This is a genomic window from Paracraurococcus lichenis (assembly GCF_030657435.1).
Lineage (GTDB): Bacteria > Pseudomonadota > Alphaproteobacteria > Acetobacterales > Acetobacteraceae > Paracraurococcus > Paracraurococcus lichenis.
The window spans coordinates 263,311-278,790 of record NZ_JAUTWS010000002.1; the positions used below are offsets into that span (position 1 = coordinate 263,311).

A 15,480-nucleotide genomic window follows, 5' to 3' on the forward strand; every position below is an offset into this window, starting at 1 on the left:
GTTCCCGGACAATGACGTTGCCCGGGCATGGCAAGGGCCGTGCCGGGCTATACCCCTTCGGCCACCACCACCCGCCGTGCCGGGGCCTTCGCCGCGCCGGCCGGGATCGCCTCGCAGAAATCCTTGACCGCCTCGATCAGGATCACCCCGGCGAGGCGCGGGCAGACCTGCCGTCCCAGCCGCTCCCAAGCCCCCGCACCGCGCAGCAGCAGCCGGGTCCGGAAGGGCGGCACGAAAAGGGCCAGGTCGCGCCGCTCCGCCAGGAACATCTGCCGCCGCAGCAGTCCCTCGAGCTGGTTCGGCGAATAGGGCTGGCCATGGCCGAAGGGCGTGCGGTCCAGATGCGCCCAGAGGCCGAGGCGGTTCGGCGCCACCACGATCAGCCGCCCGTCATCCTTCAGGACGCGCCAGGCCTCCCGCAGCATCCGCCGGGTGTTCTCCGCGGTTTCCAGCCCATGGACCAGCAGGATGCGGTCGAACATCAGGTCGGGAAAGGGCAGCGCATCCTCCTCCGCAACCGCGGTGCAGGAGGCCGCGCTGCGCGGCCAGCGCCAGCGCGGCAGCGGCGTGGGCACGACGGCGACGCAGCGCGCCGCCTCCGCCCGCCAGAGCCGCAGGAAGGGGCTGGCATAGCCGAGCCCGAGCACGGATTGCCCGGGAAGCGAGGGCCAGAGCAACCGCAGACGGTCGCGCAGCAGGCGCGCCGTCACCAGCCCCGCCGGGGTGGCGTAGAAATTCCCCAGGCCGTGGACCTCGTGGCTCATGCCGTGGATATAGAGCGCCGAGGTCCCCGATGCAGCGGGGCCGGAGGAGGAGCCCCCATGACGCTCTCGGTCACCCCCGTGCCGTGTCTTTCGGACAACTATGTCTGGCTGCTGCAGGACAAGGCGACCGGGGCGGTCGCGATCTGCGACCCGGGGGAGGCCGGCCCGGCCATCGCGGCGGTGGAGCGGCTGGGCGGCCGGCTCGACCTGATCCTGCTGACCCACCACCATGGCGACCATGTCGCGGGGGTGGCGGAGTTGCAGGCGCGCTGCGGCGGCAAGGTGGTGGGTGCGGCGGCGGATACCCACCGGCTCCCGAAGCTCGACCAGGCGGTGAAGGCCGGGGACAGCGTGGCGCTGGGCGAGAGCCGGGCGACGGTCATCGAGACGCCCGGTCATACGGTCGGCCACATCGCCTTCCACTTCCCCGAGGGCGCGGTGCTGCTCTGCGGCGATACCCTGTTCTCGCTGGGCTGCGGCCGGCTGCTCGAGGGCGACGCGGCCATGATGTTCGACAGCCTGCGCAAGCTATCGGCCCTGCCGGACCCGACGCTGGTCTGCTGCGGGCACGAGTATACCGAGAGCAATGCCCGCTTCGCCCTGACGGTGGAGCCGGAGAATGCCGCCCTGGTCGCCCGCGCGGCCGAGGCGAAGGCCCAGCGGGCGGCCGGGCAGCCCACGGTGCCCACCACCATGGCGCAGGAGCGGGCGGCGAACCCCTTCCTCCGCGCGGGCGACGTGGCTCGGCTGGCGGCGATCCGCAGCGCCAAGGACAGCTTCCGCTGAGCGGTGCGGCGCGGCGGCAGGCGGGAAGCCGGATATCGGCGAGGCTCGATAGCGCTGCAGGGCTTCGCATCCGCCGGCGGCGGCCTGGCGGTGCGATCCTGACGGCGTGAGCGGCTACCGGCCCGCCTCCGCCGGGGCCGTCGCCGCCAGCGCCCCGCCGCCGACGACCAGCAGCGCAGCGAGCAGGACGGTGCCGCTGAGCCGCCCCTCGCCGGCCACGACCAGCAGCAGGGTGGAGGCGACGGGCGTCGCATAGGCGAGCGTCCCCAGCAGCCGCGGATCGCCCCGCTTCATCCCGACATCCCAGAGGAAGAAGGCCGCGCCGACCGGCCCCGCCCCCAGCAGCAGGATCGCCGGCCATTGCGCCGCCGCCGGCCAGGCCGCGGGCTCGACCAGGGCATGCAGGCCCAGCGCGACCGCGGCCGAGGCGAGGCAGAAGCCCGCCACCGCCTCGGTCGGCACCCCGGCGAGGCGGGGCGTGCCGGCCAGCACGGAGTAGAGCGCCCAGGTGACGGCCGCCCCGGCCGCCGCGGCATAGCCCGCGAGGCTGCCGCCGCCGAACCCCTGCCCGCCGCCGGCCAGCAGCAGGACCGCGCTCACCGCCCCCAGCCCGACCCCCGCCAGCCGCCGCGGTCCGAGGTGCAGCCCGCGGATCGGGCCGGAGAGCAGCACGATCAGCAGCGGCCACATGTAGTTCAGCAGGTTGGCCTCCACCGGCGGCGCAAGTGCGAGGGCGGCGAAATAGAGCGCGTGATAGCCCGCCAGCCCGCCGACCCCGTGCAGCCAGACCGGCCAGGGCTGCCGCAGCCGGCCCAGCCGCCCGCGTGCCGCGACGACGCCGAGCCCGAGCAGGCCGCCGACCGCGAAGGCGAGGCCGGTGAGCAGCAGCGGCGGCAGCGGCTGCGCCAGCCGCGCCAGCAGGGCGAGGAAGGCCCAGAGCAGCAGCGCGGCGCAGCCGGCGAGGGTCGCGCCGGCCGCGCCGCCCTGGAACGAAGTTGTCACGGCAGATCCATTCGGGGTGCGAGGGGCGCGCACCATATGCCAGCCTGCGGCATTCGCGGAGACGGGCGCATGGGCTTCTGGGCACGCACTTTCATCACCGCCTTCGCGCTGTGGGCGGCGACGCAACTCGTCCCCGGCATCGAGGTGCGCGGGGTCTTCTCCCTGCTGCTGGCGGCGCTGGTCTTCGGCCTGGTGAATGCGGTGGTCCGGCCGGTGCTGGTCCTGCTCTCGCTGCCCTTCACCCTGGTGACGCTCGGCCTATTCCTCTTCGTGGTGAATGCCGCGATGCTGGGACTGACCGCCTGGCTGCTGCCGGGCTTCCGGGTGGACGGCTTCGGGCCGGCGCTCTTCGGCGCCATCGTGGTCTCGGTGATGAGCTGGGCGGCGACGCGGCTCTTCGCCGGGCCGGAGGCCGAGGCGCGCCGCTGATCAGCCGCCGGTCAGGTCCCGCCAGGGCTGCCAGGCCTCCACCAGCGCGGCGAGCGCGGCATAGCCGGCGGCATCGGGATGCACGCCGTCGCCGCGCGCCGCCGCGCTCCGCCAGGCATTGCCGGCCGAGAGCGGGGCATGGGTGGCGAGGAAGGGCACGTCCAGTGCCGCGCAGAGCCCGCCCAGCCGGTCCGACAGCGCCGCGACCCGCGCATCATGCCCCGCGTCATGCGCGAGCGGCGGCGGGCCGACCATCAGCACCGGCCACCGCGCCGCCGCCCAGCCGAGCAGCGCCGCGGCATTCTCCTCCGTCACCTCGGGCGGCACCCGGGGCATCTCGTCCTCCAGCGTGCAGTCATTGGCGCCGAAGCTGAACACCACCGCCTGCGCATCGCCGGCGCCGAGCAGCCGGGCCAGGACCTCGGCCTCCGCCCGCCGCCGCAGGTCGGCGCTGGTGTCGCGCCGGACACCGAGGTTGTAGGCGGTCAGGCCCACGCCGCGATGCCAGGCCGAAGCGGTGACGCGCCCGACCCAGCCGAGCGCCGTCTCGTCGCCCGCGCCGGCGACGAAGCTGTCGCCGACGAAGCAGATGCGGAGGTCGCGGCTCACCGGTCGAAGGCCTCGTCGACCGGCACCCGCAACGCCTCGGCGAGGCGGTTGGTCTCGGCCGCCATGCCGACGACCGCGAGCAACTCGCCGAACATCGCGTCATCCATGCCGGCGCGCCGCGCCGCCGCGCCGTGGCTCGCCGTGCAATAGGCGCAGCCGGCGGCCATGGAGACGGCGAGGTAGAGCATCTCCTTCGTCCGCACATCCAGCGCGCCGGGGGCCATGACCTGCGAGAGGCTCTCCCAGGTGCGCCGCAGCGTCGGCGGATCGACCGCCAGCGCCTTCCAGAAATTGTTCACGTCCGGCACGCCGCGCGCGGCCTTGATGGCATCGAAGACGGCGCGGACCTCGGGCCCTGCCTCGGCATGGTCGATGAGGCGCGGCATCAGGCGGCGCCCGGCAGCGGCTGGTAGGGCAGCGGCGCGAAGCGCGTGCCGTAGAGCGTCGTCTCCTGCCAGACGCCGCCGGTGGTATAGGGATCCTCCGCCAGCCAGGCGCGCGCCGCGGCGTCGGTCTCGGCGGCGATGACGACGGCGGAGCCGATCATCCGCTCGCCGCCCGGGTCGAGGAAGGCGCCGCCGAGCGCGAGCATGCCGCTCCCGGCCATGGGGCGCACGCGGTCCAGATGCGTCCCGCGCACCGCCATGCGGCGGTCCTGCGCGCCGGCATCCGTCCCGTCCCAGGCGATGACGACCGTATGCGTCCGCACCGGCGAGAGCGGCGTGCCCGGCTGCGGCAGCGGCCGATAGGGCAGGGGCGCGATGCGGAAGGGCCAGGTCGTGCGCTTGCGCCAGACATCCTGGTTGTTGAACGGCTCCTCCGCCAGGTAGCGCTCGAGGATCGCGGGGTCGTCGCCGTTCAGCACCATGAAGGAGCCGAGCGCGCGGCCGTCATCGGCCAGCAGCGGCGTGCCGAAGGCGAGGCGCCCGCTGCCGGCCCAGTCCGTCAGCACCTCCAGGTGGCGCGGTCGCGCCGCGAGCCGGCGCGCGGGCGCCCCGTCATCCTCGCCGTCGAAGGCGAGCACCGCGAAGCCCATGCCGTGATCCTCCCGCTGTTCCCGCGCGGAAGATGCCCCGATCGGGCGGTGGCGGCTACCGGTTGGTGCGGCCGCGCTGGTTCGGGTCGACGCCGCCGGTGCTGGTGACGTCGTTCATCACGTCGCCCTCGCTGGTATTCGCGCCCTCGATATCCTCCGGGTCGCCGTCGCTGCGGCTCTGCGTGCCCTTGCTCGCGCCGATGCCCGGATCGCGCTCGAGGTCGTCCGGCGGCCGCGGGGTGTCGGCGCCGAGGCCGTCCTTCCGGTCCTGCGGTCCGCGCGGATGCTTGCTGCTGGTCATGCTGGCCTCCCTCCGGGTCAGGTGAGGGAGGCCCAACGGGGCGCGGGGCCGGGCGTTCCCGCGCAGCGCGAGCTGCGCCAGGGCCGGGACACGTGGCCCCGGCCGCGCCGCTCAGTACATGTGCTGGCCGCCGTTGATGGACAGCGTCGAGCCGGTGATGAAGTCGTTCTCGTCGGCGGTCAGGAAGGCGACGCCGCGGGCGATGTCCTCGGCCTTGCCGAGCCGGCCGCGCGGGATCCTGGCGACGATCTTCTCCAGCACGTCCGGCGGCACGGCGCGCACCATCTCCGTATCCACATAGCCCGGCGCCACCGCGTTGACGGTGATCCCGATGCGCGCGCCCTCCTGCGCCAGCGCCTTGGTGAAGCCGTGGATGCCGGACTTGGCGGCGGCGTAGTTGACCTGGCCGTACTGCCCGGCCTGGCCGTTGATCGAGCCGATATTGACGATGCGGCCGAATTTCCGCTCGTTCATGCCGTCCCAGACCAGCTTGCACAGATTGTAGCAGGAACCGAGATTGGTATCGATGACGTCGTCCCACATCTGGCGATTGAGGCGCTTCATCGTGGCATCGCGGGTGATGCCGGCATTGTTCACCAGGATCTCGATGGGGCCGACCTCGGCCTCGATCTTCTTCACCGCCGCGGCGCATTGTTCGTAATCGGCGACGTTGAACTTGTAGCACGGGATGCCCGTGCTTTCGGTGAAGGCCTGTGCCGCGGCGTCGTTGCCGGCATAGTTGGCCACCACCTTGCGGCCTGCCTTCTGCAGCGTCTCGCTGATCGCCGCGCCGATGCCGCGCTGCCCGCCCGTGACCAATGCGACCCTTGCCATGCTCCCCGTCTCCTCGTGCTTGTAGCGTTCGGCCCTGGCCGGTCCCGTCCCGGGCGAAGCGTCGCGCGGGGCCGGCCATGCTAGGTCAACCCGGATATCCCGCCCGATCAAGCGCCAATGCCCGGCCGTGTCATTGCGCGGGATCAAGGACGTGCCGCTGCCGCTTGCATAATGTCCGGCCACCGGCGCGCAGTGGCGCGCCGGGCTTTCGACTGACGATCCTCCCTCGACTCGGGCCCGGCGGACTTCCGCCGGGCTCTTCTTTGCCGGCTCAGCGGTCCTTTAGGGCCAGGATCCAGGTCACCACCCCATCGAGTTCCTGCTGGCTCAGCCGATAGTCCGGCATGCGGCTGTGCGGCGTCTGCAGGAAGGCCCGCAGCGACATCTCGGTGGTCGAGGGCATGCGGGCGATGGCCTGGAAGGGCGGGGCGGCGTCGCCGGCCGGGCCGCGGTGGCCCGGGGCGATGACGTGGCAGTTCGCGCACCAGGTCTCGGCGACGCGGCGGCCCTGGTCCAGCCGCTCCTGCTGCGCGGCACCCTGGGCGGAGGCGGCCGGGGCATCGGCGAGCAGGGCGAGCAGGGCGGCCGGGACAAGCAGGATGCGCATGGGGTGCTCCTCCTTCGTGGCCGGCGCTAGGATTCGCCGGCACCGGATATGGGGAGGGAACAATGGCGCGATTTGCGGGCAAGGTGGTGCTCATCTCGGGCGGCGCGCGTGGCCAGGGCGCGGCCGAGGCGCGCCTGCTGGTGGCCGAGGGCGGCCGGGTCGTCATCGGCGACGTGCTGGAGGCGCAGGGCCGCGCCCTGGCGGCGGAACTGGGCGCGGCGGCCCGCTTCGTCCGGCAGGACGTCACGCGCCTCGAGGACTGGGCGGCGGCGGTCGAGGCGGCCGAGTCGATGGGCGGCCTGCACGGCATGGTGAATAATGCCGGCATCTATGTCCCGAAGCCGCTGATGCAGACCGATGCCGAGCTCTTCGAGCGCCACATGCGGGTCAACCAGCTCGGCTGCTTCCTCGGCATGCAGGCTGTCGTGCCGGCCATGGAGCGGGCCGGCGGCGGCTCCATCGTCAACATCTCCTCGACCGCGGGGCTGCGCGGCTCGCCCGGCGCGCTCGCCTATTGCGCGACGAAATGGGCGCTGCGGGGCATGACCAAGGCGGCGGCGGTGGACCTGGCGCCGCGTGGCATCCGGGTGAACAGCGTGCATCCCGGGCCGATTGACACCGACATGGTGAAGGTCTGGACCAACGAGCAGCGGGCGGTGCGGCTGTCCCAGATCCCCATCGGGCGGATCGGCGAGGCGGAGGACGTGGCGCGGGTGGTGCTGTTCCTGCTGTCGGAGGAGAGCGCCTACATGACCGGGGCCGAGCTCTCGGTCGACGGCGGCGCGTCGCTGTAGCCCACGGCGCGGGGCCTGCGGCGAATGGGGCGGGCGGCCGTTCGCTCGGCCAACCGAATTATGGTGGCCCTGCGGTTCCGCTCGGGCGCCGTTTGCTCTAAGCAAACCCCTCGGGGTTTGCGCTGCTACAAAACCCTAAGCAGGCTTTCACTTCAAAGGATTGGGCCGCACGAAGTGTGGCCCAACCCGCGAAAGTCTGCTTAGGCGGCGGCCATGACCCTGTCCCTCATCCCGCGCCGTGCCGCGCTCGCCGGCCTCGGCGCCGCCGCCCTGGCCGGCCGCGCCGGCGCCCAGCCGCCCCGCCCGATCACCCTGGTCGTGCCCTATGCCGCCGGCGGCGGCACCGACATCATCGGCCGTGAATTCGCCATCGGCTTCGCCGATGCGCTGTCGCAGACCGTCGTCGTGGACAACCGCGGCGGCGCGGCGGGGAATGTCGGCTCGGTCGGCGTGGCGCGGTCGCGGCCGGACGGCACCACGCTGCTCTTCGCGGTCTCGACCAACATCGTGGTCAACCCGCACTTGCAGAAGGGCGAGCGGCTGGACCTGGCGACGGCGCTGCAGCCGGTGGCGCAGGTCTCGACCTACCAGTACGTGCTGGTGGTGCACCCCGACGTGCCGGCGCGGACGCTGCCGGAGCTGATCGCCTGGATCAAGGCGAAGCCCAAGGGCGAGCTCACCTATTCCTCGGGCGGCGTCGGCAATGCCAACCATCTGGCCGGCGTGCTCTTCTCCGAGGCCGCGGGCGTCGAGATGGAGCATGTGCCCTATCGCGGCACGGCGCCGGCGCTGCTCGACGTGGTGGCGGGGCGGGTGACGATGAACTTCTCCTCCCCGCCGCCGGCGCTGGCCCTGGTGCGGGAGGGGAAGCTGCGCGCCATCGCCGTGACCGGGGAGCGGCGCATCGCCGCCATCCCCGAGGTGCCGACGCTGGCGGAGGCCGGGCTGCCCGGCACCACCATCACCGGCTGGCATGGCGTCTTCGCCCCGGCCGGCGTGCCGGCGGAGCAGATGGACGCGCTGGAGGCGGCGGCGCGCAAGGCGGCGGCCCAGCCGCGCTACCTCGAGCGGCTGGCGCATGACGGGCTGGAGCCCGCGCCGGAGCGCCCCCGCGCCGCCTTCGCCGCGGCGGTCGCGCAGGAGAGCGCCATTTGGGCCCGCAAGGTGAAGGAACTCGACCTCAAGCTCGAATAGGGCCGGGCCGCAGGGGGTGCGGCCCGCCGCGTCCGGCACCCCCGCGGCAGGCCTCCAGCCGGCTACCAGTGCCGGCCGTGCCAGCCATAGCCCCGGTAGAAGCCGAAGCCGAGAGAGACGCTCGGCCCGTAATAGGGATACGGATAGGGGTAGCCATAGGCCGGGTATGGATAGGGATAGGCATAGGCCGGGGCCACCGGATAGGCCGTGACCACCGACGGGGGCGGCGCCTGCACGCCGTTGCCGGTGCTGGCGATGCACTGGACATAGGCGTTGTCGTAGCGCTGCTGCAGCGACCCGGCGGAGGCCTGGGCGGTGTTCGCGCCGATCGCCGAGCCGGTCAGCAGTCCGACGCCCGCGCCGATCGCCGCGCCCGCGCCCATCGCGCCGCCCGCCGAGCCGAGCAGCGCGCCGGCGCCGGCGCCGAGCGCAGTGCCGAGCGCGGCGCTGCCGACCGCCGCCTGGTTGGCGCCTTGGGCCGGCGTGCCGCCGATCTGCGCCTGGGCATAGTTCCGGCACTGTGCGTCCTCGGCCTGGAAGGTCGCGAGGTCCTTTCCCTTGGCCGGCACGGCGAGGACGGATGGCCCGGCCGGCGGCGCGACGGCGCAGGCCCCGAGGGAGAGGGGGACGAGCAGGGCGAGTGCAGTGCGTGACGTGGTCATGGTCCTGTCTTCCTGCCCGGCGCGAGGCCGGGCGCCTTCCACCTGGGGATATTGGGTTGGCCGGGGCATCCTTCCCGTCTCGTTACATGTCCGCATGTTGCGGCCCGCTGGCCGTCAGGTGGACTTTGCAACGAGGATCCGGGCGAAAATCGGCACGGCGGCAGCCAGGTCGCGCAGGGCCACGCATTCGTGCGGCGTATGCGCCGTCTCGATGCTGCCGGGGCCGAGGATGACGCAGGGGGCGAGGGCCTGCAGCTCCGAGGCATCGGTGCCGTAGGGGGCGGTGCGCGGCGCCTGGCCGGTGAGGTCCGCGGCGAGGCGGATCAGCGGGTGGTCCGGAGGCAGTTCGGGCGGCGGGCCTTCCTCGGCGATCGTCACCGCGATCCCCGCGCGCTCGCCCGCCGCGCGGATGGCATCGAGGATCGGCGCGCGGTCGAGCCGCTGGCTGGAGCGGAACTTGATCCGCGCCGTGGCGCGGGCCGGCGTGACGTTCACCGCCGTGCCGTGGTTGTCCAGCACGAGGTTGAAGTCGCAGAAGGGCGGGTCGTAGCCGGGATCCCGCAGCGCCGGATCCTGCCGCAGCCGCTCCTGGATGGCCCGCATCTCGGCGAGGAAGGGGATCAGCGCCCAATTGGCGTTCACGCCCTGGCCGGTCGAGGAATGCGCCTGCACCCCGCGCGCCTCCGCGATGATGTTGGCCGAGGAGCGATGGCCGCGCACCGGGACGAGGCCGGTCGGCTCCGCCACGACGATGCCCCTGAGGCCGAGCGAGCGGGCGAGGGGGCTGGCTGCCACGGCCCGGGCGCCCGCCTTGGTCGTCTCCTCGTCCGTCGTGATCAGCAGGGTGGCGGGGATGTCCGCCGGGACCGCCCTGGCCGCGAGGATGCAGGCGGCGACCGCGCCCTTCATGTCGACGCTGCCGAGGCCATGCAGCACGCCCCCGGCATCCACCCGCGGGGTCCAGGGATCCTCCTGCCAGCCCGTGTCGGGTACGGTGTCCATATGGCCCGAGAGGGCATAGCCGCCCGGTGGGCCGCGATGCGCGACCAGCGCGCGCTTCGCCACGCCGGCGGCATCGGTGTAGTCCAGCCGCTCGACCTCGAAGCCCGCGAGCTCGGCCTCGATCCGCTCGGCGACGGCGAGGTTGGAGCGGGAGGACCGGCTGTCCAGCGCGACCAGGTCGGCGGCGAGGCGCGCGACCGCATCCAGATGTTCCATGAAACGGAAGCTTGTCCGGCCGGGGCGAAAGGGCAAGTCTCCGCGGCATGGACGCGCTCGCATATCTGGATCCCCGCACCGGCCGGACCTGGCCGCTCGAGACCCCGCGCTGGTGCGGGGACGCACAGGAGCCCCTGCTGCTGACCGAGCTGCCCGGCCTTGCGCCGGGCGATATCGACCCTGGCCTGCGCAGCCTCTGGCGCTACCGCGCCGCCCTGCCGCCGCTGGCCGGCGATCCCATCACCATGGGGGAGGGCTGCACGCCGCTGGTGCCGCGCCTCCTCGCCGGCGCGAAAGCGCTGCTGAAATGCGAGTGGTTCATGCCGACCGGCAGCTTCAAGGACCGCGGCGCCTCCGTCATGCTCTCCCTGCTGCGGGCGCAGGGGGTGGAGGCGGTGCTGGAGGACAGCAGCGGCAATGGCGGCGCGGCCATCGCCGCCTATGCCGCGGCCGGCGGGATGCGGGCGAAGATCATGGTCCCGGCCTCGACCTCCCCGGCCAAGACGGTGCAGAGCCGGGCGAGCGGCGCCGAGATCGAACTGGTGCCCGGCACGCGGCAGGACTGCGCCGATGCCGCGCTGCGCGAGTCGGCCAATATCTTCTACGCCAGCCACAACTGGCATCCCTTCTTCCTGCAGGGCACCAAGACCCTGGCCTATGAGCTGTGGGAGGATCTCGGCTTCCGCGCCCCTGACAATGTCATCGTCCCCTGCGGCGCGGGGTCGAATGTCCTGGGCTGCGGCATCGGCTTCTCCGAACTGCTGCGGGCCGGGCAGATCGACCGGCTGCCGCGCATCTTCGCGGCGCAGCCGGCCCATTGCGCGCCGATCGCGCGGGAATTCCTGGAGCTGGAACCCGCGGCGCCACAGCCGACCATCGCCGAGGGCACGGCGATCGCCCAGCCGATCCGCCTGCGCGAATGCATCGGCGTGCTGCGCCTGACCCAGGGCGGGGCGGTGATGCTGTCGGAGGCCGAGATTGGCCAGGCATGCCTCGACCTCGCCCGCAGCGGGATCTATGTCGAGCCCACCTGCGCGCAGGCGGCGGCGGCCTTCGGCAAGCTGCTGGCGGCGGGCACGATCAGCCCGGAGGAGACGACGGTGGTGGTGCTGACCGGCAGCGGACTGAAGGCCACGCCGCGGATCGCCGAGCTGCTGGGGCTTTCGCTGTGAGCGCCGAGGGGAAGGCAGGCCCGCGCATCGCCCTGCTGGGCTTCTCCATCGAATGCAACCGCTTCGCCCCGCCGGCGACGCAGCGCGACTTCGAGACGCGCTGCTGGCTGGAGGGCGAGGCCATCGTGACGGACGCCCGCAGCGCCGCGCCGAAGGCGCTGGGCGAGATGCCGGGCTTCGTCGCCGACATGGACGCTGCCGGCCCCTGGCAGCCGCGGCCCATCCTGCTGGCCATGGCCGAGCCGAACGGGCCGGTGGAGCAGCCGGCCTTCGACGCCATGATGGCCACCTGGCGCGCGGGGCTGGAGGCGCTGCGGGGGCAGGTGGAGGGCGCCTATGCCGTGCTGCACGGCGCCGGGCTGACCACCGGGCTCGACGATCCGGAGGGCGCGCTGCAGGCCCTGGTGCGCGAGGTGCTGGGGCCGGTGCCCTTCGTCTGCAGCTACGACCTGCACGCCAATGTCTCGGACGGCATGGTGCGGGACTGCGACGCCTTCGTCGGCTACCGCACCAACCCGCATCTCGACATGCGGGAGCGCGGGGCGGAGAGCGCGCAATTGCTGCGCCGCCTGCTGGCCGGGGAGAAGGCATCCCGCGCGCTGATCCGCCTGCCGATCGTGGCGCCCACCGTCTCCATGCTGACCGCCGCCGGGCCCTATGCCGAAGTGATCGACCTCGGCCAGGAACTGGCAGCGCTCGACCCCGCCATCTGGAACGTCTCGGTCATGGGCGGCTTCGCCTATGGCGACACCCCCTTCAACGGCATGGCGGTCGTGGTCACGGCCGCCGACCAGGACTCGGCAGACAGCATGGCGGAGCGCCTGGCGCGCGCCGCCTGGGCACGGCGGGAGCGCTTCACGGCCGACCTGACGCCGCTGCGCCAGGCCACGCAGATGGCGAAGACCACGGCGGTGCCGCTCGCCTTCGCCGATGTCGCGGACAATCCGGGCGGCGGCGGCCGCGGCAATACCATGCACATCCTGGCCGCCTTCCACGCCGCCGGCGTGGAGGGGTGCCTGATGGGCGTCGTCCACGACCCGCTGCTGGCCGCCGAGGCGCATGAGAAAGGGGTCGGCGCCCGCTTCGCCGCGCGCTTCAACCGCCCGCAGGGCACGCTGACCGCCGACGACCCCTTCAGCCGCCCCTTCGAGGCCGAGGCGGAGGTCGTCGCCCTCTCCGACGGCCGCGTCACCGGCCGCCGCGGCATTTTTGCGGGTACCGCCATGACACTGGGCCCGACCGCGGCGCTGCGACTCGGCGGCATCACCGTGGTCGTCATCTCCATCCGCACGCAATGCGCCGACCCCGCCTTCCTCGAGCATCTTGGCCTCGACATCGGCAATGCGCGTTGCGTGGTGGTGAAGTCCCGCGGGCATTTCCGCGGCGGCTTCGACGAGTTCTTCACCTCCGATCGGATCGTCGAGGTGGACGCGCCCGGCCTGACCTCCCCCATCCTCTCGCGCTTCGCCTGGACGAAGCTGCCGCGCCCGGTCCTGCCGCTGGATCCGGATGCGCGCTGGAGCCCCCGATGATCCTGGACGACCTGCCCACGCCCTGCCTGGTCCTCGACCTCGGCGTGCTCAAGCGCAACCTGGCGATGATGGAGGCGGCCGTCGCGCGCTTCCCGGGCCTACGGCTGCGGCCGCACCTGAAGACCGCGAAGAGCCGCGAGGTCGCGCGGCTGGCCGCACCGGACTTCGGCCCCATCACCGTCAGCACCCTGGCGGAGGCGCGCTACTTCGCCGAGGGCGGCTGGCGCGACCAGATCTACGCCGTCGGTATCACGCCGCAGAAGCTGGACGCGGTCGCGGCGCTGAACGCCGCAGGCACCGCGGTGAAGGTCATCACCGACGACCTGGAGGCCGCGCGCGCCATCGCCGCCCATCCCGGCGCGATCCAGGCGCTGGTGGAGGTGGATGTCGGCGAGGCGCGCGGCGGCGTGGCGCCGGACAGCGGCGTGCTGCCGGAGATCGCGGCGGCGCTAGGCCCGCGGCTGGCCGGCCTGCTCAGCCATTCCGGCCACAGCTACAACGGCCGCAGCCCCGCCGACATGGCGGCCATCGCCGAGGCCGAGCGGCAGGGGATCGTGACCGCGGCCGAGCGCCTGCGCGCGGCGGGCCATGCGGTGCCGATCGTCTCGCTCGGCTCCTCCCCGACCGCCATGCATGCGGAACGGATGGACGGCGTCACCGAGGTCCGCGCCGGGGTCTACATGTTAGGCGACCTCTTCCAGGCGCAACTCCACACCCATCCGGCGGAGGACATCGCCGTTACCGTCCTCGCCTCCGTCATCGGTCGGCGGCCGGCGCGGAACACGCTGCTGCTGGATGCCGGGGCGCTGGCCTTGTCCAAGGACCGCAGCACCCAGGCGGCGCCGCGCGACTGGGGCTTCGGCCGCGTGGTGGACCTCGACGGCCGCCCGCTCCGCGGCGAGCCGATGGTCGCCCGCGCCTATCAGGAGCATGGCGAGGTCCATTCCGACGCCCCGCTGCCCTTCGCGCACCTGCCCATCGGCGCGCGGCTGCGGGTGGTACCGAACCATGCCTGCCTGACCGCCGCGGCGCATGACCGCTACCATGTCGTCGACGGCACGCGGGAGGTGATTGCCGTCTGGGATCGTATGAACGGTTGGTGAATCGAACATAGCCGTAACCGGGCGGCAACATAGGGTTTAGGTCCCGCGTTCCAAAGGGCGCGGCGGCCTGAACCTGGGCCGCTTCCGGGAAGGTTACGTCCATGGCCAGGCGCTGGCTGTCGCTGCTCTATGTCCAGGTGCTGATCGCGATCGCGATCGGCGTCACCCTCGGTGCCCTCTGGCCGCAGCTCGGCGCCGCGATGAAGCCGCTCGGCGACGCCTTCATCAAGCTGATCAAGATGGTCATCGCGCCGGTGGTCTTCTGTACCGTGGTGCACGGCATCGCCAGCGTGCGCGACGCCAGCCGGGTCGGAAGGGTGGGGCTGAAGGCGATCCTCTATTTCGAGGTGGTCTCGACCTTCGCCCTCGCCATGGGCCTGATCGTGGCGAAGCTGTTCCAGACCGGCAGCGGCTTCAACATCGACCCGAGCCAGCTCGACGCGAAATCCGTCGCCTCCTACACCGCGCGGGCCAAGGCGGACAGCGTGGTCGACCACCTGATGGCGATCATCCCCGACACCTTCCTCGGCGCCTTCGCCGGCGGCGACCTGCTGCAGGTGCTGCTGCTGGCCGTGCTGACCGGCTTCGCCATCAATGCCCTCCCGGAGAAGCTGCAGCATGCGGCGTCGCATGCCGTGGACAGCCTCGCGGCCATCTTCTTCGGCGTGGTGAAGATCGTGGTGAAGGCGGCGCCGATCGGGGCCTTCGGCGCCATGGCCTTCACCATCGGCGCCTATGGCGTCGGCTCGCTGCTCCGCCTCGGCGAGCTGGTGGCGACCTTCTACCTCACCTCGATCGGCTTCGTGCTGATCGTGCTGGGGCTGATCGCGCGCTTCTGCGGCTTCTCCATCCTGCGCTTCATCGCCTATATCCGCGAGGAACTGCTGATCGTCCTCGGCACTTCCTCCTCCGAGAGCGTGCTGCCGCAGATCATGCAGAAGCTGCAGCGGCTCGGCTGCGCGCCGCAGGTGGTCGGGCTGACCGTGCCGCTCGGCTACAGCTTCAACCTGGACGGCACCAACATCTACATGACCCTGGCGACGATGTTCCTGGCCTATGCCACGAACACGCACCTGACGCTGGGACAAGAGCTGACCATCCTGCTGGTCGCCATGCTGACCTCGAAGGGCGCCTCGGGCGTGACCGGGGCGGGCTTCGTGACGCTGGCGGCGACGCTCTCCGTCATCCCGGACATCCCGATCCAGGCCCTGGCGGTGCTCGTCGGCATCGACAAGTTCATGAGCGAGTGCCGCGCGCTGACCAACCTGGTCGGCAACGGCGTCGCCTGCGTCGCGGTCAGCGCCTGGGAAGGGGAGCTGGACCGTACCCGCCTGCGGGAGGAACTGGCGCGCGGCCCGCGCACCCACGACCTCGAGGACGTGGTGCCGGTCGGCCGTCCCGCCGAGTAGCGCTTGCGTGGCGGGGCCGCTCCGGGGG

18 protein-coding genes are annotated in these 15,480 nt (G+C 72.6%); 8 read left to right on the top strand and 10 right to left on the bottom strand.

From position 1 onward, the window contains the following. Window positions 1-47 precede the first annotated feature (47 nt). Window positions 48-764, bottom strand: a complete 717-nt coding sequence (locus tag Q7A36_RS03150) for a class I SAM-dependent methyltransferase (RefSeq protein WP_305102192.1) — start codon at window positions 762-764, stop codon at window positions 48-50. Between the two features lie 57 nt (window positions 765-821). On the opposite strand from Q7A36_RS03150, the gene gloB reads away from it, so the two are divergent. Further along, window positions 822-1,550 (top strand): hydroxyacylglutathione hydrolase, encoded by a 729-nt coding sequence (gene gloB / locus Q7A36_RS03155; protein ID WP_305102193.1) that lies wholly within the window; start codon window positions 822-824, stop codon window positions 1,548-1,550. A gap of 114 nt (window positions 1,551-1,664) precedes the next feature. Here the strand turns inward: gloB and yddG are convergent, their stop codons facing one another. Beyond that, entirely contained in the window at window positions 1,665-2,552 is an 888-nt protein-coding gene (gene yddG / locus Q7A36_RS03160) for an aromatic amino acid exporter YddG (RefSeq protein ID WP_305102194.1), read from the bottom strand. 69 nt (window positions 2,553-2,621) lie between these two features. On the opposite strand from yddG, the gene Q7A36_RS03165 reads away from it, so the two are divergent. After that, entirely contained in the window at window positions 2,622-2,981 is a 360-nt protein-coding gene (locus tag Q7A36_RS03165) for a phage holin family protein (RefSeq protein WP_305102195.1), read from the top strand. Here the strand turns inward: Q7A36_RS03165 and Q7A36_RS03170 are convergent, their stop codons facing one another. The 6 genes from Q7A36_RS03170 to Q7A36_RS03195 form a co-directional block, all read right to left on the bottom strand. Continuing rightward, window positions 2,982-3,590, bottom strand: a complete 609-nt coding sequence (locus Q7A36_RS03170; protein ID WP_305102196.1) for a GDSL-type esterase/lipase family protein — start codon at window positions 3,588-3,590, stop codon at window positions 2,982-2,984. Further along, window positions 3,587-3,976 (bottom strand): carboxymuconolactone decarboxylase family protein, encoded by a 390-nt coding sequence (locus Q7A36_RS03175; RefSeq protein ID WP_305102197.1) that lies wholly within the window; start codon window positions 3,974-3,976, stop codon window positions 3,587-3,589. Before Q7A36_RS03175 ends, Q7A36_RS03170 begins: the two co-directional genes overlap by 4 nt. After that, the gene (locus Q7A36_RS03180; protein ID WP_305102198.1) at window positions 3,976-4,626 is read right to left on the bottom strand and encodes a YciI family protein; all 651 of its coding nucleotides are present in this window, start codon (window positions 4,624-4,626) and stop codon (window positions 3,976-3,978) included. The genes Q7A36_RS03175 and Q7A36_RS03180 overlap by 1 nt, the downstream gene beginning before the upstream one ends. 55 nt (window positions 4,627-4,681) lie before the next feature. Next, a complete protein-coding gene (locus tag Q7A36_RS03185; RefSeq protein WP_305102199.1) occupies window positions 4,682-4,927 on the bottom strand; it encodes a hypothetical protein in 246 nt (81 codons plus the stop codon). A 111-nt stretch (window positions 4,928-5,038) separates the two neighbouring features. Beyond that, complete coding sequence (phbB, locus tag Q7A36_RS03190; RefSeq protein ID WP_305102200.1) at window positions 5,039-5,761, bottom strand: acetoacetyl-CoA reductase; 723 nt, start codon at window positions 5,759-5,761, stop codon at window positions 5,039-5,041. Window positions 5,762-6,032: 271 nt separating this feature from the next. Next, window positions 6,033-6,368, bottom strand: a complete 336-nt coding sequence (locus Q7A36_RS03195; protein WP_305102201.1) for a c-type cytochrome — start codon at window positions 6,366-6,368, stop codon at window positions 6,033-6,035. A 62-nt stretch (window positions 6,369-6,430) separates the two neighbouring features. On the opposite strand from Q7A36_RS03195, the gene Q7A36_RS03200 reads away from it, so the two are divergent. Next, window positions 6,431-7,162 carry an SDR family NAD(P)-dependent oxidoreductase gene (locus Q7A36_RS03200; RefSeq protein WP_305102202.1) on the top strand — a complete coding sequence of 244 codons (732 nt, stop codon included), beginning with the start codon at window positions 6,431-6,433 and terminating at the stop codon, window positions 7,160-7,162. A gap of 213 nt (window positions 7,163-7,375) precedes the next feature. Next, entirely contained in the window at window positions 7,376-8,356 is a 981-nt protein-coding gene (locus Q7A36_RS03205; RefSeq protein WP_305102203.1) for a Bug family tripartite tricarboxylate transporter substrate binding protein, read from the top strand. 62 nt (window positions 8,357-8,418) lie between these two features. Here the strand turns inward: Q7A36_RS03205 and Q7A36_RS03210 are convergent, their stop codons facing one another. Both Q7A36_RS03210 and Q7A36_RS03215 read right to left on the bottom strand, forming a co-directional pair. Further along, the gene (locus tag Q7A36_RS03210) at window positions 8,419-9,018 is read right to left on the bottom strand and encodes a glycine zipper family protein (protein ID WP_305102204.1); all 600 of its coding nucleotides are present in this window, start codon (window positions 9,016-9,018) and stop codon (window positions 8,419-8,421) included. Window positions 9,019-9,132: 114 nt separating this feature from the next. Further along, window positions 9,133-10,236: a M20/M25/M40 family metallo-hydrolase gene (locus tag Q7A36_RS03215; RefSeq protein ID WP_305102205.1), complete on the bottom strand. Its 1,104-nt coding sequence runs from the start codon at window positions 10,234-10,236 to the stop codon at window positions 9,133-9,135. 47 nt (window positions 10,237-10,283) lie between these two features. Between Q7A36_RS03215 and Q7A36_RS03220 the strand changes: the two genes are divergently transcribed. From Q7A36_RS03220 to Q7A36_RS03235, 4 genes are all read left to right on the top strand, one after another. After that, window positions 10,284-11,408: a threonine synthase gene (locus Q7A36_RS03220; RefSeq protein WP_305102206.1), complete on the top strand. Its 1,125-nt coding sequence runs from the start codon at window positions 10,284-10,286 to the stop codon at window positions 11,406-11,408. Continuing rightward, window positions 11,405-12,940: a M81 family metallopeptidase gene (locus tag Q7A36_RS03225; protein ID WP_305102207.1), complete on the top strand. Its 1,536-nt coding sequence runs from the start codon at window positions 11,405-11,407 to the stop codon at window positions 12,938-12,940. Before Q7A36_RS03220 ends, Q7A36_RS03225 begins: the two co-directional genes overlap by 4 nt. Beyond that, window positions 12,937-14,043: an alanine racemase gene (locus tag Q7A36_RS03230; protein WP_305102208.1), complete on the top strand. Its 1,107-nt coding sequence runs from the start codon at window positions 12,937-12,939 to the stop codon at window positions 14,041-14,043. Before Q7A36_RS03225 ends, Q7A36_RS03230 begins: the two co-directional genes overlap by 4 nt. Window positions 14,044-14,144: 101 nt before the next feature. After that, window positions 14,145-15,452, top strand: a complete 1,308-nt coding sequence (locus Q7A36_RS03235) for a dicarboxylate/amino acid:cation symporter (protein WP_305102209.1) — start codon at window positions 14,145-14,147, stop codon at window positions 15,450-15,452. The last annotated feature ends 28 nt before the right edge of the window (window positions 15,453-15,480 follow it).

Bases quoted from the DNA above. Each gene is read 5' to 3' on its own strand.
- Q7A36_RS03150 (WP_305102192.1), bottom strand. From the start codon at position 764: ATGAGCCACGAGGTCCACGGCCTGGGGAATTTCTACGCCACCCCGGCG.
- gloB (WP_305102193.1), top strand. From the start codon at position 822: ATGACGCTCTCGGTCACCCCCGTGCCGTGTCTTTCGGACAACTATGTC.
- Q7A36_RS03165 (WP_305102195.1), top strand. From the start codon at position 2,622: ATGGGCTTCTGGGCACGCACTTTCATCACCGCCTTCGCGCTGTGGGCG.
- Q7A36_RS03175 (WP_305102197.1), bottom strand. From the start codon at position 3,976: ATGCCGCGCCTCATCGACCATGCCGAGGCAGGGCCCGAGGTCCGCGCC.
- Q7A36_RS03180 (WP_305102198.1), bottom strand. From the start codon at position 4,626: ATGGGCTTCGCGGTGCTCGCCTTCGACGGCGAGGATGACGGGGCGCCC.
- Q7A36_RS03185 (WP_305102199.1), bottom strand. From the start codon at position 4,927: ATGACCAGCAGCAAGCATCCGCGCGGACCGCAGGACCGGAAGGACGGC.
- phbB (WP_305102200.1), bottom strand. From the start codon at position 5,761: ATGGCAAGGGTCGCATTGGTCACGGGCGGGCAGCGCGGCATCGGCGCG.
- Q7A36_RS03195 (WP_305102201.1), bottom strand. From the start codon at position 6,368: ATGCGCATCCTGCTTGTCCCGGCCGCCCTGCTCGCCCTGCTCGCCGAT.
- Q7A36_RS03200 (WP_305102202.1), top strand. From the start codon at position 6,431: ATGGCGCGATTTGCGGGCAAGGTGGTGCTCATCTCGGGCGGCGCGCGT.
- Q7A36_RS03205 (WP_305102203.1), top strand. From the start codon at position 7,376: ATGACCCTGTCCCTCATCCCGCGCCGTGCCGCGCTCGCCGGCCTCGGC.
- Q7A36_RS03210 (WP_305102204.1), bottom strand. From the start codon at position 9,018: ATGACCACGTCACGCACTGCACTCGCCCTGCTCGTCCCCCTCTCCCTC.
- Q7A36_RS03215 (WP_305102205.1), bottom strand. From the start codon at position 10,236: ATGGAACATCTGGATGCGGTCGCGCGCCTCGCCGCCGACCTGGTCGCG.
- Q7A36_RS03220 (WP_305102206.1), top strand. From the start codon at position 10,284: ATGGACGCGCTCGCATATCTGGATCCCCGCACCGGCCGGACCTGGCCG.
- Q7A36_RS03230 (WP_305102208.1), top strand. From the start codon at position 12,937: ATGATCCTGGACGACCTGCCCACGCCCTGCCTGGTCCTCGACCTCGGC.
- Q7A36_RS03235 (WP_305102209.1), top strand. From the start codon at position 14,145: ATGGCCAGGCGCTGGCTGTCGCTGCTCTATGTCCAGGTGCTGATCGCG.